A 16,341-nucleotide genomic window follows, 5' to 3' on the forward strand; every position below is an offset into this window, starting at 1 on the left:
TCAGGTACTTTCAGAAAAAATAGGCAATAAACCTACATTACTGGATCATTCATTATAGGATCATTAGCCTACTAACGATCAATACTGAATCCATACAGGCGGGTCTACGCCAAGTAGATGTTTAACAAAATAGTCCCTCCTTTTTCGTTCACCATAATCTCCCCCAGAAGAATGTCCCATCCCAGGAACCATAATAAAATCATGGTTCTTACGCGCTTTGATCAAGGCATCAACCAATTGGAAAGTGGATGAAGGATCCACATTATCATCCAGTTCTCCAACAATCAACAAAAGATTTCCTTCCAGCTTAGCGGCATTTTCAATATTGGAGCTGGCCGCATATTCAGGCCCTACAGGCCAGCCCATCCATTGCTCGTTCCACCATATTTTATCCATTCGGTTATCGTGGCAACCACAGGAGGAAACACCAACTTTGTAAAACTCCGGATGGAATAACAGCGCGCCCGTCGAGCTTTGACCGCCAGCCGACGTTCCATAGATCCCTACTCTACCGATATCCATGTATTTGTATTGTTTCGAAGCGGCCCGCATCCAGGCGATCCGATCGGGAAAGCCCGCATCTTTCAGATTTTTCCAACAGCTATCATGAAAAGCCTTTGAACGATTTGACGTCCCCATTCCATCGATCTGCACCACGATAAAGCCCAATTCCGCCAATTCATACATCCCACTCGGGTTGCTGTAGAATGATTTGGGCACGAAAGAGCTATGCGGCCCCGCGTAAATATATTCGATGACAGGATAACTTTTTGCAGGATCAAAATTGGTCGGTCGAATAATAATACCCCAGATATCCGTTGCACCATCCCGTCCCTTGGCTTTAAAGACTTCTGGAGCACGCCAGCCTACCGCTTCGAGCAAGCTGCTGTTTGTTTTCTCCAGTTCCATGATAAGACGACCATGGTTGTCGCGCAATACTGAAATTGGCGGCTGATCAACTCGGGAATAGGTATCCACAAACAAGGAATAGTCTTTATTGAAAAAAGCTTGATGATTTGCATTTTCTTCCGTCAGCAGTTTTAAGCCCTTTCCATCTAAACCGATTGAATAATAATGGATCAAATAGGGATCTTCCTCTGCATTCATACCACTGCCTTCAAAAATGACCGTTCGTTTGTCAGCGTCGACATGTACAACTTTCCGAACCACCCAATTTCCCTTTGTGATTTGATTTTTCACTTTTCCAGTAGATCCATCATAAAGATACAGGTGGTTCCATCCGTCACGCTCAGAAGCCCACACAATTTCCTTTCCATCGGCTAGATCCTCCCGATATTTCTTACCGCTATAATCGATAAAGGTCTTATTTTGTTCTCGGATCAAATAACTGGACATACCGCTATTGGCATCCATTTGCATGACACCATAGACCTGATGCCCGCGTTTGTTGTATTCAAAGGTAAACGCCCTACTATCATCGCGCCAGGATAATTCCGAAAGATAAAATTGATTCGGTATAAGCTCCGCATCAAATACCCACAGCTTGTCTTTTTCGAGATCATATAAAACGGGTAGTTTTTGCGCTAATTCGTCACCTGGTTTGACATAATCTCGTGTCTGAATCTTTGGCTGTAATTGATCTTTAGGGGAAGATTCAATAAGCGTCAGTTGTCTGATCTCTATTTTTTGTGTTTTTACTGTAGCCAATTTCCGGCTATCCGGTGCCCATTGAATATCATTGCTATAGTAGTTTGACGTATTACCATCAAACGTAATTTGTCGCGCCTGATTTAAGTTTCCCTTCTTTGCTAAGAAAACATTATTGTTGCGGATAAAAGCAACATGTATTTTATCTGGAGATTCAACTTCCCGATAGGTATTTCCTTGTTCACGCTGCCCCCAATATCGCGGATTGCGCTCTTTACTTCCACTTGCAGCGCCCTGGCTCAATTGCGCGGAACGGCGGTTCCAGATCCAAAAGTAGCCCGCGATATCGAGCGACACTTGATCTTGATCCATCAATTTTATCTGATCATTGGAAATAACGCGATTTTCGACTTTTCGTTCCAGCTTTTCATCCACCAAGGAAAATACCTTCGTTAGATCAAACAGCGGTTCTTTTGTTTTTGCCTGGGGATTGACCAAAATGTACTCTTTTCCCTGCGCCGTATTTCGATCATACCAAAACAGGTCCCCCCGATCATTCCAATAAAACTGCCCCGGTAGATTTTCGATTTTATTGGTCAATTGTTTTTTTAGGTTTTGTGCACGGGTATAATCTACCAAAGTTCCTTGACCAAACAGAAACTGTGCAGACAACAACAAAACCACTGTACTAAGAAACTTCATATTTTCTTCGCTTAGGATTGATTAAATAATAGATCGGGATACCCAATAGTGCAATGATAATGCCTGGCCAGGTATAATTTGGTTTAAAAATTACCATCAAGCCGATAAAGGCTAGCCCCATAAGAATATAAAGAATGGGAAGAAAAGGATATCCAAATGCTTTATAGGGTCTGTTTAAATCTGGACGCGTGATACGGAGGCGAATAATACCGGCAATTGCAAGGACATAAAAGATCACGACCACACAGGTAATCATATCCAATAAGTCACCATATTTTCCGCTCAAACACCATATTGACGCAGCAAGACACTGTATCCAGAGGGCCCAGGCGGGTACCGCATGTGCATTCAGCTTGCCTGCCCTTTTAAAAAACAAACCATCTTTAGCCATGGAATAATACACCCTCGCACCGGCCAGGATAATTCCATTATTGCAACCGAAGGTACTAATCATGATCATAATGGCTATAATCGTGATCCCAAAAGGGCCGAATACTTCTTGTGCCACACTCATCGCTACCCGATCCTTTGGTGCGTTGACCATAGCTTCCAAAGGCAATATGCACGTATACATTAAATTGGTCAACAGATAGATGACGGTGACCAGCAAAGTCCCCAATGCCAGACTCAATCCGATATTGCGTTGCGGATTCTTAATTTCGCCCGCTACAGCTGAGGATGAGTGCCAAGAATCGCTACTGAAGAGGGCTCCGACCATAGCCGCAGAAAAAGCACCCATTGCTGAAAACCCATCATAAGATGTGTAGGTTCCATCCACATTTAAGCGGCGCATGGACCAAAGCGAAATATTGTCCCAGTTCAAAGCCCAAACTTCATGTTTCAAAGCCAGGAAGCCAAAGAGCAACAAAAGCAACAGGCTCCCAATTTTGATCAATGTAATGGATGTCTGCACACGCTTTCCGCTATTTACACCCCTTGAATTAATGTAGGTTAATACCATAATGACCGCAATGGCCAGCACCTGTGCTGCCGAGACGCGGTAATCTGACCATTCAAGCAGATAGACATCTTCGTCCATAAAGGGGAAAAGGTAGGCAGTGAATTTAGCGAACGCAACGCCGACGGCGGCGATTGTCGCGGTTTGTATCACAGCAAAAAATGTCCAGCCAAATACAAAACTCAATACGGGACCATAAGCCTCCCGAAGATAAATATATTGGCCACCGGCCTTGGGAAACATCGCGCTGAGTTCACCATAACTCAATGCTGCTGTTAAAGTCATAAATCCACAGATTAGCCAGACAACCATCATCCAACCCGCAGAACCGGTATTTCGTGCGATATCTGCAGAAACGATGAAAATTCCAGAACCAATCATACTTCCAACAACAAGCATCGTTGCATCGAGCAATCCCAGCGACTTTTGAAAAGTTTGTTTTGACTCACTCATAAACACCTAGTTGTTAAAATGATAGAATTTCCAATTTGTCTCATGGTCTGGTTTTAATTGCTCGCCTTTGATAATCGCTCTTAGCATTTCCATGGGCAGGTAATTTTCTTTAATCACACGATCATGAAAATCAGCAAATGACATTTTACCCTGATCCACCACCTCCTCTTTGATCCGCATCAGTTGTAATCCGCCGACCAGATAAGCCAACTGGTATAAGGGATCATATGAACCTTCAAAAGACCTCTTTACTTCACCATGGGCATTAGCAGACTCAAATCCCACCCTGTTTACCAAGTAATCTATGCATTGCTGCGGCGTCCATTCACCCAAATGAAATTTAATACTAAAGGTTATTCGCGCACAGCGGTGCATACGCCAAAATAACATTCCTATACGCTCTTCGGGAGTTTTGGCAAATCCTTTACTATACAATAATAATTCCCAATAAAGTGTCCATCCTTCTGTCCAAAAGGGTGTATTAAACGCTTCCTCGCGATAAGGCTTGTAGCGCCTATTCATAAAATATTGCAAATGATGACCGGGGACCAATTCATGCTGCACAGTACCGCGGGAGAAATAAGGATTATTACCACGCATACTCATCAATTTTGCCTGTTGATCCATCGTGTTGGTTGGATATGATATACTAATTTCCCGACCACCCGTAAAAAAAGGGTTGACACGCTGACGTTCTGGGGTCATCATGATCATTCCCCAAGTTTCATCTGCCAGTTCAGGAATATCCATGAGTTTATTTTTTTGAATAAACTGCTGTGCATCGTTATACAATTTCAGGATGAGTTCCGGCTGTTTCCCAATGGGAACGTAGGAGTTTTTAACCTGCTCCTGTGCTGCCCGCCAGTCGTCGCCAAACCCCATTTCACGACTCGCTTTCAATAACTCTGCTTCACACCATTTAAACTCTTGATCAGCCAATTTTAGCAGATCGGCAGCTGTATAACTGATCATTTCAGCTTTGAGTCTTCGGTTTATTTCTTTTTCGCCAATGGGTACACCCGCAATCTGGCTACCATCATCAAAAACTTTCCGGTCGCTTTTTGCGGCTAATTTCTCCTTATAATCCGACAATTTACTTTTCACCTCTTGAAATATGGCGGGTACCCACCAGGTAAATTCAGGGTCGTACCCATTATAGAAATCGAAGGTGCTTGTTATCCTTAAATCCAAAGAATTTAATAGGCCAACCAAAAAGTTCACATCTGCATCAGGAATATTGGTCTTTTCTTGCAAAGCGGTTATCGATCGATCGATTTCATCGACAACCCGCGTCAGCTCTTTCGCGACATCTTCTCCCGCCAAACGTTTTCCTCGACGACGTTCCTTTTCGAGTTTAAATATTCGTTGTGCAAAAGGTAAATACAGGGATAACCTGTTGTAATTCGACTCATGTTCTTTCAGTGCAAGGAGATCACTTTTTAGTTTGCGCTTCAGTAAGATAAAATCCACCTGCCCAGATGTTTCAAGTTCTTCATAGGGAAATTTGTCCAATTTGTTCAAATATTCGTTATCCAAACGTTGAAGACGTGCCAGCTGTTCGGGCGATGCTGCAGCCTGTTGATTGCCCCAGCCTTTGGGCATCGGACCATAGAAATAGTTGATTGCCTCAACATCGTGCCCGTATTGCACGATATAAGGTTCTAAAGGAGTTGTATGGTCGTATAATTTCATCTTTTGTGCATGTGTGGATACCGGGAATAGAAAGAGTAGTCCATAAAACAATGTTTTGGGGGCTTTAAAAGAAAAAGAACGATTCATAATTTAGGTGTTGGTTTATATCATAATTTTATCAGTCGAAACGATCCGGCCTAAAACCAGCGATTTCAGACTCTATTTTCTGTCCTGCCAATAAATCTGCAACAACTTTCCCATAAGCTGGGCCCAGGCTCAAGCCCATCATCCCACCGCCACCGGCAACAATAGCATTATCAAATTTTTTCAAGCGTCCCAGATAAGGCAATCCATCAGGTGAGCAGGGTCTGTAACCATACCATATTTTTTCGCTTGGGTAATCGACCTTCAATTCTGGATAATATTTAGGAATAGATTCTACAATTCCACGGACGCGGTTTTCATAAATCCGGTCATTTGCAGGTCCCAGTTCCATCGTACCACTAAATCTGATCTGGCCATTCATGGGGGTTACAGCAACACGAGCCTCCAGTAATAATGCCGCATGATTCAAGGTCTGCTCGCCCTGAGGCTGATACATAAAAGAATATCCTTTTCCAGGCATAAGCGGTGTATTTAAATGCAACTTTGAAGTCAGCTGCGGCAAATAAGCACCACCAGTCAAGACAAAAGCGTCCGCCTGAAAACTTCCCTTATTGCTAATCGCCTCTTTCACCCTATTTCCGGCCGTCATAAATTTATGGACTTCAGTTTCTTCGAAAAAAGCAACACCTGCGGCTTTCAGGTATTGAATCAATTGCTGCATTAACTTGGGTGGATATAGTTTTCCATCGCAGCGATAAAGTATAGCACCCAATACATCTAGCTTCAGATTAGGTTCCAGTTCTTGAACGGTATTTCCTTCGAGGATATCGACATCGAGTCCGAGGTCCTGTGCACGATGCGCCAGCTCAATCTCCTCATGTTGCATTTCTTTCGATTTATACATCATCAGGATACCATTCTGCTTCAGTTCAAAATCAAAATTATCTTCTTGGGCCAGTTCGTCATACAAGCGGCTGCTATAGAGATTCAGGTCACGTATGGCGGAAGCATGTTGCTCCACATGCGTGCGGTTGGCATGTTTTAGGAATTTCAGACCCCAATTGATCAACCGCGGATTGAGCGAAGGCCGTACATAAAAGGGGCTTTTACTATTGAACATCCATTTTATTCCTTGCGCGACTATCCCGGGGGCTGCCAAGGGCGTAAAATGACTTGGGACGATCATGCCGGCATTGCCATAAGAACAATTATTGTCCAAAGTATTTTTTTCCAGGATTTTCACATCCCAACCATCTCTCACCAGGTAATAGGCCGAAGCAAGCCCAGCAATTCCAGCACCTATTACAACAACTGTACCTCTATTATTTTCTTTCACGTTGCTCTTATCTTATTAATGTATTAAATCACCTGAAAACCGCCAAAATAAGGATCTTCATCATCCAAAAAAATGGTATTATATCCTGTTATCCGTGCCCAGCCTTCGATGGACGGCACAATAGCAGGCTTACCATCCACGGTTGTTTCCGCTTCAATTTTGCCGGTAAATTGTGACCCAATATAACTTTCATGTATAAATTCCGTTCCTTTTTTAAGCTTCCCTTTCGCGTACCACTGTGCCATACGCGCCGAAGTACCTGTACCACAAGGAGAACGATCCAAGGCATTATCGCCAACCAGTACGGCGTTGCGTCCGGACGAGTTGGGAAGCGTTGGATTACCTGTCCATTGGATATGTGTCAACCCATGAATATTCGCATCTTCGGGATGAACAAAAGCATATTTTTCGTTGAGCAGTTGACGAATTATTTTCCCATAATGGATCAATTGGCTCGCAGAATAAGAACTGATATCGTCAAAATTAGCCTGGGGATCAATAATACCATAGAAATTGCCACCGTAGGCAACATCTACGCTGATAATTCCTAAATCTGGACAGTCTACCGTTAGCCCTTCAGCATATAAAAAAGACTTGACGTTAGTAAGCTTTACGCTTTTCACCTTAGGACCCTCTTGAACATAATCGATATGTACAAGTCCTGCCGGAGTTTCCAACCTTAATTTTCCGGGAATTTTAGGTTGAACGAGTCCCTCCTCGATGGCAATCGTTACGGTACCGATCGTTCCGTGTCCGCACATAGGCAGACAACCACTGGTCTCAATATAAAGAACGCCGATATCGTTTTGCGGATCAAATGGTGGATAAAGCATACTTCCACTCATCATGTCATGTCCCCTTGGTTCAAACATCAATCCTTTGCGAATCCAGTCGTACTCACGTATAAAATGCAATCTGCGCTCCATCATGGAATTACCCGCTAGCAATGGGGTTCCCCCTGCAACCAATCGTACGGGACAACCACAGGTATGCGAATCAATACAAAAAAAAGTCTTCTTCATTTCTGAGTCCTTGTTGTTTATATGGTCATTTATCTATATTATGCTTTCGTCCATTGTTGATTGACCAGACGATCAATTTGTAATGGGTTTCCGTCTTGTAGCTCTTTAGGTAAAAACTCATTCGGCCAATTCTGGAAGCTAAAAGGTCGGACGAACCGTTTTACCGCATCTGGCCCTACTGAAGTAAAACGAGCATCTGTGGTTGCTGGATAAGGTCCGCCATGCTGCATGGCATACTGAACCTCTACGCCTGTTGGCATACCTTGGAACAGCAGTCTTCCGCATTTGTCCTGAGCCATTGCAAAAAGAGCCGGGCATTCATGTATGTCCTGCGCCGTGGCAGCGAAAGTCAGGGTAATCTGCCCATCAAGCTGTTGCATGACAAGATTCATCTCATTTTGGTCGTTACAGGATACAATCAGCCCAAAAGGTCCAAAAACCTCTTCCAGCAAGTTGGGATTGTTTAATACCTGACTGGCTTCAGTTTCGACAAGTACAGCCCGGGCAAAATCATGTGGTGTATTACCTTCGCCTTCCCCCAATACGCTGATCCCTTCCGATTGAACCATTTCGCCTTTTAGGCGATTGTAGCTATCCAGAATACACGAATGTAACATTTTCCCTGTAGCAGCAGATTTTAGTTCGCTCTTTAGGGCCAGTTTGAGCCGATCGAACGGTTCGCCCGCCAAGCCTACCAATACACCCGGATTAGTACAAAACTGCCCTACACCGAGGAGTAATGATCCAATATACTGCTTTGCAAATGCTTCCAGATGATTAGCGAGGTAGTCTTGCAAAATAAAAACCGGATTTACGCTTCCCATTTCAGCAAATACCGGAATAGGTTCAGGTCTAGACTGCCCTAAATCAAACAAGGCTTTTCCGCCACGAAATGAACCTGTGAATGCCACAGCCTTTACCTGTTTATGGCTAACCAACTGTTGCCCAACAGCAAATGAATCTGACAGCACATGATTAAAAACACCAGTCGGAACGCCCTGTTTTGAAACCGCACGATCAATGGCGTCAGCCATTAATTGGGAAGTTTTAAGATGCGCAGGATGAGCCTTTACGATGACTGAACAGCCGGCACCAATGGCACTTGCAGTATCTCCGCCAGCAGTTGAAAAGGCGAAAGGAAAATTACTCGCGCCAAAGACGACCACTGGACCAAGTCCTTTATTATATTTCCTTAAATCAAATTGGCCATTTGGATCCCGATCTATCCGAGCTTCACTGTATAAACCAGTACGAACGGCATCGGCATATCGACGCCATTGATTGACTGTTCTCGCCTTTTCACCCTGCAGTCTTCCCAAAGGTAGTGCCGTTTCCAGATGAGCCGTTTCAATCAATATTTCGCCCAATTCCTCAATTTCAGCGGCAATGGCATACATCAATTCCGCTCGTTCGATGACATCCGTTTGTTGAAGAAACTGAAATCCAGCCTCCGCCTGTTTTACGACGTAATCAATCTCATTTTCGTTTCTATCCATTCCTTTTGTTTTTATGGTAACTAGTATCTTCAAAAATCAATAAAAACCTTCCCTATATTTTCATTCCTTGCGGTTACTCAATATAATAAGAAGGTCCTTTTCGCGCATTTTTACTTGGTTCTAAAAAGAAAATTTCCTGAACTCTCATCCAGAGAGTTCAGAAGCATTCCTATAATTGTGGTCTCGTTGCGATTGAATCTGCAATAATTTTTTTCACACGTTGTTCTTCCTCACCGATCAACGGTAATCTCGGCGCGCGTGTATAAGGTGTTGAAATTCCTTCAGCTGTAGCGGCCAATTTAATGTATTGGACCAATTTAGGATGAATATCCAATTCCAACAAAGGCATAAACCAACGGTATATTTCTACCGCTTTTTTATATTCACCAGCTTTCACAAGATCATACATAACCACTGTTTCTCTTGGGAATGCGTCCACCAATCCAGCGACTAACCCATCAGCCCCTAACATTAAAGACTCGAGCCCCAAGGTATCTACACCGGCCATAATTTTTAATCGATCACCAAAACGATTTTTCAAACGCGTGATATTGGTTAAATCTCGTGTAGATTCTTTCACTGCCTGGATATTTGGTTCCAACAATAGTTCTTCAAACATATCCAACGATACATAAGTACTATAGTCAACTGGGTTATTATAGATTAAAATTGGCAGTTTGGTACTTTGTGCAACAGCACGAAAATAAGCGACAGCTTCTCTATCATCGGCTCTATAGCGCATTGGTGGCAATAACATCAAACCATCGGCTCCCAATTCCTCACTGGTCTGCGCCACTTTGATCGCAGCAGCAGTTGTATTTTCTGCAATATTTAGCAATACGGGTACACGACCACCAACAAGTTTCAACGCATAGGTCAATAAATCATACTTTTCTTCTGTAGTCAAAACACTTGCTTCCCCCAATGATCCAGCGATAATCAAACCGTGAACACCTCCATCCAATTGTGCTTCAATGTTTTTACCAAACATATCAAAATCCAAATTTCCATTTTCATCAAATGGTGATAACATTGCAGGATATATTCCTTCCCATTTAAATTGTGCCATAGCGTATTATTTTAATATTTCTTTATCACAAATCTATCTGGAATAGTACGTTCAGTCTTCTTATGAATTAATCAACACTGACCTAATATTGACCTTTTCTCGTAAATACAACTCACGAGGATTCAAAAGAATGTTTTTTCTAATTTTAAATACAGCTTTATAAATTATCTCGGCAAAACTTCAACGAAGTGCTTTTTATGTTGAGGCTTAATTTAAGGAACTTAAATGTAAATTCAACATTTATAACAAGATTTACACAAAATAGCATGTAAACGATATATCGCTATTCGCTTCAACTTTGGATCGCTATTACGAAACGTACAGCTGCATGTTAAAAATAACAAAGGTTGCACTGTCGGACAGGCAACCTTTGTATCGTATATAATAATTAAAAATGGGTAACTAATCGCGGTTCTCCTTCTTATAAGCGAAGTAAAAAACAATAGGTAGTACTGAAAACGAGAGAATCATACAAATAATCAATCCACCAACAATCATAATCGCCAGGGGTTTTTGAATTTCAGACCCCATACCGTTTGAAAGTGCAGCTGGCAATAAGCCCATCGCCCCCATTAATGCAATCATTAAGATGGGTCTGATCCGGCTTTTGACAGCTTCATAAATAGCAGGTTTCAAGCGCATTTTATTCAACAGATTTTCTTTCATAATCCCGATTAAGACAATACCATCAATTGTGGCTACGCCAAAGAGAATAATAAATCCGATACCGGCCGAAATTCCAAATGTCGTTCCAGTAATCCACAAGGAAATGAATCCACCAATAAAAGCAAAGGCGAGGGTCAGTGAAGAAATCAGCGTATCTTTGACATTACCAAAATTGGCATACAGCAAGAGTAAGATCAAAATCAACGAAATTGGCACAACATTCATCAGTTGTTTTGTTGCCCGTTCCTTGCTTTCGAATTCACCAGCCCAGACGACCTTATAGGATTTGGACAGTTTCACATCTCTTTCTATCTGTTTTTTCGCATCGGCAATTGTGCTTCCCAAATCTCGACCTTCAATATTGAAGCCAACACCAATATAGCGGGAATTCCCTTCTCTGTAAATAAATGCCGGCCCGGTATGATAATCTATTGTTGCGATCTCCCGGAGGGGTACTTTCTGATCATTCATCGTCGGAATAATGATATTTCCGATCTTCTCGGGGTTGTCGCGGTATGATTTTTGGAAGCGCAGGCGAACATCAAAGATCCGCTCATTTTCGTAGAAATGTGTCACAGATTGCCCCCCGATAGTCATTTCGATCACGGACTGCACATCTTTGGTTGAAACGCCATATTTAGCCATTTTTGAATCATGCAGTTGAATGCGGAGTTCTGGCAAACCTATATTTTTAAAAACATTGACATCCGTAATGCCATTGACCTTTTTTAGTGACTCTGCAAACTTATTGGCCTTATTCTCTAAATCTTGTAAGTTTTCACCAAAGATTTTGATAACTAGTGGACTTTTTACCCCGGCCACATACTCCTCCACATTATCCTGAATCGGCTGGCTAAAGCCAAAGTTGATTCCAGGAAAAGTCTGCAGGCTATCCCGCATCTGACTGATCAATTTCTCTTTGGAAAGTTTACGTTTCCACTCCCCCTCGGGCTTCAATTCAATATTAAATTCAATATTAAAAAAGCCTGTTGGATCCGTGCCATCATTGGGACGGCCTGTCTGTGTCATTATAAAGTCGATCTCGTCAAACTGATTCATCAGTTTTGTTTTCATTGTTTTGGTCAGCTTCACCGATTCTTCCAGGTTGACACTATTGGGTAAGGTTGCGCGAACATAGATTGCACCCTCATTCAATTTTGGAAGAAACTCGGAACCATAATGGCTAAACCGGAACATACAGACGAACAAGACAACCATAAAAATAGACAATGTCCATTTTGGATGGTCAAAAGCCTTTTTAAAACCTTTAAAAATGGCATTACGGCTGACTTTAGTGATCTTATTTTCATCTTCTTTGATATTCTTTTTTAATAAGTATTTACACATCGCGGGCACATAGGTCAAACTCAGGATCAAGGACCCCAACAAGGCGTAACCGAGCGTAAAGGCTAATGGTGAGAACATTTTTCCTTCCACCTTTTGAAAAGAGAAAATAGGAGTCAGTGCGACAATTAAAATCAATAGTGCAAAAAAGATATACCCTGCAACAGAACCTGCACTTTTTTTTATGATCCCTAGCTTGGAGATTTTATTAAAGCGTTCCGTCCCAAGCCGATGGGCCTCTTTTTCCAAAGAGACAAAAACAGTCTCGACGATTACCAATGTTCCTTCGAGCAAGAGTCCAAAGTCCAACGCCCCCATTGAAATCAGATTGGCCGGCAAACCTTGTATTTTCAATAATATAATCGCAAAGAGGAAAGCCAGTGGAATGACCGAGGCAACAATAAAGGTTGTCTTCCAGTTGTTCAAAAAGATAAAGACAATAATCGAAACCAGAATAACCCCTTCTATCAGGTTTTTGGAAACCGTATGCACGGTATTATTCACCAGTTTAGTACGATCTATAACGGGTTCGATCTTGACATTTTCGGGTAAAATACGTTGGTTTAGCTCTTCGATTTTTGCCTTTAGCCTTGTGACGACAGCCGAAGGATTTTCTCCCCGCAGCATAATGACTATTCCCTGTACAAGATCATCTTCCTGATTGAGTCCCACTTGGCCAAGTCGTGGCTTTGCGCCCAGTTCTATTTCGGCTACATGTTTGACTAGAATCGGTGTATTGCCGACCACCTTGATCAAAATATTACCAATATCGTCGATCTTATCCAATAAACCTACCCCACGAACGACATAGGCTTGATTTCCTTTCTGGATCACATCCCCACCGACGTTGATATTCGAACGCGATACGGCTTCATATACGTCCAGTGGCGACAAGTTATAATTCGCCAGCTCTGTTGGGTTGATCTTTATTTCATAGATCTTTTCCTCCCCCCCAAAACTCACGACGTCCGCCACACCTGGCACCCCCACAAGTTCCCTTTCGATCACCCAATCTTGAATGGCAGAAACTTCTTTAATCGGAAGATTGCTCTTCACCACATAGCGAAAAATTTCTCCGGTAGCACCCGAAGGTGGTTCGATGGAGCTTTCCGCGCCGTCCGGCAAATCGATGGAACGCATCTTATTACCCGCATACTGCTGGGCATAAAAGTCCTCTACACCATCCTCAAATTGGATCGTTACAACGGATAAGCCAAACAAGGAGATCGAACGAACATCCGTTTTCTTTGGGATGGTATTCATCTCTTTGGTTACCGGTAATGTGACGAACTTCTCGATTTCTTCAGCACTACGTCCCGGCCATTGTGTGATAATCCTGACCCGTGTATTGGTGACGTCGGGGAAAGCTTCAATCGGTGTATGCAGGTAGGCGTATATCCCGCCGAATAATAATGCCAACGTAAAAAATAGGACGACCAAGGAGTGTTTCAATGAAAACGAAACAATATTTTGTACAACTTTCTTCATCCTATCTATTTATCAATTCATCAAATACAATCAGCTCATTTTCTGTCAGCACCTGATCTCCCTCGGCTATTCCTGTTTTGACAAAAGCATAGGTTTCATTCTCAGCAACAATATCCACAAGCTTTACGGACAGATCACAGTCATTTTTGTACAGCACCACGAAATTCTGGTTATTATGCAGAATGATGGCATCTTTGGGAATAGCCAGCATCTGCTGTTCTTGTCCTGAAACAGCTTTTTCCACCAATACATCCACACTCATGCCCGGCTTTAACCTCAGGTCTTTGTTCAACAACTTTACACGCGCCTTGACGACACGTTCTTCAGGATCGAAGAAATTGGCTACCTGATCAATATAGCCATCAAAAGATTCCCCTTTATAGGCTAACGTGGTGATTTTGACAGGCGCACCATTTTTCACAAAAGGTAAATTATTTGCATAAATATTGACCGAAACCCATACTTCATTTAGTTTACTTACCGAGAGTAACTCGGCATCATCACCAACTGTCATACCGGGGCTCACCTTTTTATCGACTATATAACCCGCTTTGGGTGCACGAATGTAAAATAGACCATTTTCTGATGATCCATTGAGCAGGTTCATATTGGCCTTTACATGACGTATTCCGATTTGTGTGGCTTTCAATTCGCTTTCCATCTCTTCTAGTTCCCGTTGGGAAGCCATACCATCTTTCAGTAGACTGCGAAGACTTGCCAATTTACTCTCCACCAAGCGCTTGCTATTCTCCAGCTCACGCAGCTCCTTTCCTAAATCATTGACCGAGGTCCCTTTAAGCGATACAAGAATCTGTCCCTTCTCCACATAATCACCCATCTTGACGGAGACAGACTGCACGATACCGGGTATCGGGCTCTTTAGTGCAGCAAGCTCATCCTGATCGTATTGAATGACCCCATTTAAAGCGATCTGTTCAAATACCGCCCGCTTCTGAATCGAATCAATTTTAATTTGGTTTTTGAAATCTGCGCTAAGGCAAAAACCTTTAGTTGGCGGCGTAACCTGCTCTTCATTTTTCGTTGATTGACAGCTCCACAATAAACATATGGACAGGAGTGTCAGTGGCATTAAAAAGTTCCCTTTCATTAGACAATGTCCTTTCCGATTAAATACGTCAATTCTTCCTTATACTGAAGGTATTTTGCCCTGCGCTCCAATATTGATTCTTTGTTTTCCATGTAATTATTGATAAAGTCTATAAATTCAACGATGGTCAACCGTCGTTCTTGAAAATTGCGGATATAGCGTTCAAGCGCGACATCCAGTTTACGATCAAAGCCTGTATCCATCGTTTTCAAGCTCGATTCGAGATTGCTCAAACGCGCCGAAAGGAACTCGATCTCTCGTTCAATATCGATACGAAATTGTGCGATTTCAACTTTGTTTTTCTCAAGTTCCAGTTGAGCAACTTTGATATTGCCCTGGTTTCGATTAAATAAAGGAAGATCCATAGCAACACCCAGGCCTATAAAATCGCGCATGATATTTCCGCCCCGGTCATAATTCATTGATACTTTGAGATCTGGTGTACGTTCTGCTTTTTCGATTTCCAACTGCGCATTACTTTTCTTCCAGGTATTGTGGATGATTTTATAGTCGCTACGGTTTTCCAGGGCCATCATTTTCCATTCCTGTTTCGTCCCCAGGAGAAAAAGTGGCATACCTATCGTATCCGAAATGTAAAGTGCAGTCCCCTTATCTCCTAGATAGCTCGCAACTGCATTCATTTTTGCAATTTTTTCCTGCTGGATTTCGTTGAGTTTATTCCCAAATGCAATCGACTCACTTTCAATCCTGAGATAGTCCATTTCACTCACATTGCCTTCTTTCCATTGATTTTGAAAGGACTTCGCTAGGGTCTGAAAAATATCGACCTGACTACTGTATAATTGTTCTTTTTCCTGTAAGATCTGTAGTTCGAGGCATTGGCTCCGGAGATCATATTTCAAATTCCGCAATAATTCTTCAAATTGAAGCCGGGCATTCTCTTTTTCCAAAAGCTGCAATTGCACCCTTTTTTTCCGTTTCCCGGCCATTTCGATCGTCTGTTCCAGCTCAACAGCCAGCTGCTGATATTTACCATAATGACCGATCAGCGCAGGAAAGGATTCGCTGCTGGAATTTTTCCAAAGATTGACCTCTGAGATTGAGATCGTTGGATTGGGCCAGAGCTTTGCCTGAAGTACTGCTGCATCAGCCTGTTGTATATGAAAACGTTGTGCCATTAAGCTCAGGTTATGCGCAAGGAACACCTGTTCAATCTCCGATTTTCGTAAACGGCTTTCAACCGCTTCCTGCGAAAATAGTTTGCTACTCAGGCCAAGAAGTAAAAATAATGTAATACGTAGCTTTCTCACTTAATTTTGAATTTCCACAAAACTAACGGACAGAGATTACAGGCAACTTTAGGTTAAATTAAAGTATAATTAGAAGAGATTAG

10 protein-coding genes are annotated in these 16,341 nt (G+C 42.5%); all 10 read right to left on the reverse strand.

Annotated elements, in window-relative coordinates; translation table 11 throughout:
• Window positions 1–78 precede the first annotated feature (78 nt).
• The 10 genes from AACH28_RS07455 to AACH28_RS07500 all read right to left on the reverse strand — a co-directional run bounded on the left by AACH28_RS07455 (window position 79) and on the right by AACH28_RS07500 (window position 16,258).
• On the reverse strand, window positions 79–2,310 hold the full coding sequence (locus AACH28_RS07455) for a DPP IV N-terminal domain-containing protein (RefSeq protein WP_341832626.1): 2,232 nt from the start codon (window positions 2,308–2,310) through the stop codon (window positions 79–81).
• Window positions 2,297–3,721 carry an amino acid permease gene (locus tag AACH28_RS07460; RefSeq protein ID WP_341832627.1) on the reverse strand — a complete coding sequence of 475 codons (1,425 nt, stop codon included), beginning with the start codon at window positions 3,719–3,721 and terminating at the stop codon, window positions 2,297–2,299. Before AACH28_RS07460 ends, AACH28_RS07455 begins: the two co-directional genes overlap by 14 nt.
• Before the next feature lie 6 nt (window positions 3,722–3,727).
• Window positions 3,728–5,500, reverse strand: a complete 1,773-nt coding sequence (locus AACH28_RS07465; RefSeq protein WP_341832628.1) for a DUF885 family protein — start codon at window positions 5,498–5,500, stop codon at window positions 3,728–3,730.
• 31 nt (window positions 5,501–5,531) lie between these two features.
• Entirely contained in the window at window positions 5,532–6,794 is a 1,263-nt protein-coding gene (locus tag AACH28_RS07470) for an FAD-dependent oxidoreductase (RefSeq protein WP_341832629.1), read from the reverse strand.
• Between the two features lie 23 nt (window positions 6,795–6,817).
• Entirely contained in the window at window positions 6,818–7,816 is a 999-nt protein-coding gene (locus AACH28_RS07475) for a 4-hydroxyproline epimerase (protein ID WP_046675727.1), read from the reverse strand.
• 38 nt (window positions 7,817–7,854) lie between these two features.
• Window positions 7,855–9,312: an aldehyde dehydrogenase (NADP(+)) gene (locus AACH28_RS07480; protein ID WP_341832630.1), complete on the reverse strand. Its 1,458-nt coding sequence runs from the start codon at window positions 9,310–9,312 to the stop codon at window positions 7,855–7,857.
• A gap of 169 nt (window positions 9,313–9,481) precedes the next feature.
• Window positions 9,482–10,381: a dihydrodipicolinate synthase family protein gene (locus AACH28_RS07485; protein ID WP_070569465.1), complete on the reverse strand. Its 900-nt coding sequence runs from the start codon at window positions 10,379–10,381 to the stop codon at window positions 9,482–9,484.
• Window positions 10,382–10,783: 402 nt separating this feature from the next.
• Window positions 10,784–13,879, reverse strand: coding sequence for a CusA/CzcA family heavy metal efflux RND transporter (locus tag AACH28_RS07490; RefSeq protein ID WP_341832631.1), 3,096 nt, complete (start codon window positions 13,877–13,879; stop codon window positions 10,784–10,786).
• A gap of 1 nt (window position 13,880) precedes the next feature.
• Window positions 13,881–14,987: an efflux RND transporter periplasmic adaptor subunit gene (locus AACH28_RS07495; RefSeq protein WP_341832632.1), complete on the reverse strand. Its 1,107-nt coding sequence runs from the start codon at window positions 14,985–14,987 to the stop codon at window positions 13,881–13,883.
• Window positions 14,987–16,258, reverse strand: coding sequence for a TolC family protein (locus AACH28_RS07500; protein WP_341832633.1), 1,272 nt, complete (start codon window positions 16,256–16,258; stop codon window positions 14,987–14,989). Before AACH28_RS07500 ends, AACH28_RS07495 begins: the two co-directional genes overlap by 1 nt.
• Window positions 16,259–16,341 lie beyond the last annotated feature (83 nt).

This window comes from Sphingobacterium thalpophilum, from assembly GCF_038396785.1.
Taxonomy (GTDB): Bacteria; Bacteroidota; Bacteroidia; order Sphingobacteriales; family Sphingobacteriaceae; genus Sphingobacterium; species Sphingobacterium thalpophilum_A.

Excerpts from the sequence above, each read along its gene's own strand:
- AACH28_RS07480 (WP_341832630.1), bottom strand. The coding sequence starts at position 9,312 with ATGGATAGAAACGAAAATGAGATTGATTACGTCGTAAAACAGGCGGAG.
- AACH28_RS07475 (WP_046675727.1), bottom strand. The coding sequence starts at position 7,816 with ATGAAGAAGACTTTTTTTTGTATTGATTCGCATACCTGTGGTTGTCCC.
- AACH28_RS07485 (WP_070569465.1), bottom strand. The coding sequence starts at position 10,381 with ATGGCACAATTTAAATGGGAAGGAATATATCCTGCAATGTTATCACCA.
- AACH28_RS07455 (WP_341832626.1), bottom strand. The coding sequence starts at position 2,310 with ATGAAGTTTCTTAGTACAGTGGTTTTGTTGTTGTCTGCACAGTTTCTG.
- AACH28_RS07495 (WP_341832632.1), bottom strand. The coding sequence starts at position 14,987 with ATGAAAGGGAACTTTTTAATGCCACTGACACTCCTGTCCATATGTTTA.
- AACH28_RS07490 (WP_341832631.1), bottom strand. The coding sequence starts at position 13,879 with ATGAAGAAAGTTGTACAAAATATTGTTTCGTTTTCATTGAAACACTCC.
- AACH28_RS07465 (WP_341832628.1), bottom strand. The coding sequence starts at position 5,500 with ATGAATCGTTCTTTTTCTTTTAAAGCCCCCAAAACATTGTTTTATGGA.
- AACH28_RS07460 (WP_341832627.1), bottom strand. The coding sequence starts at position 3,721 with ATGAGTGAGTCAAAACAAACTTTTCAAAAGTCGCTGGGATTGCTCGAT.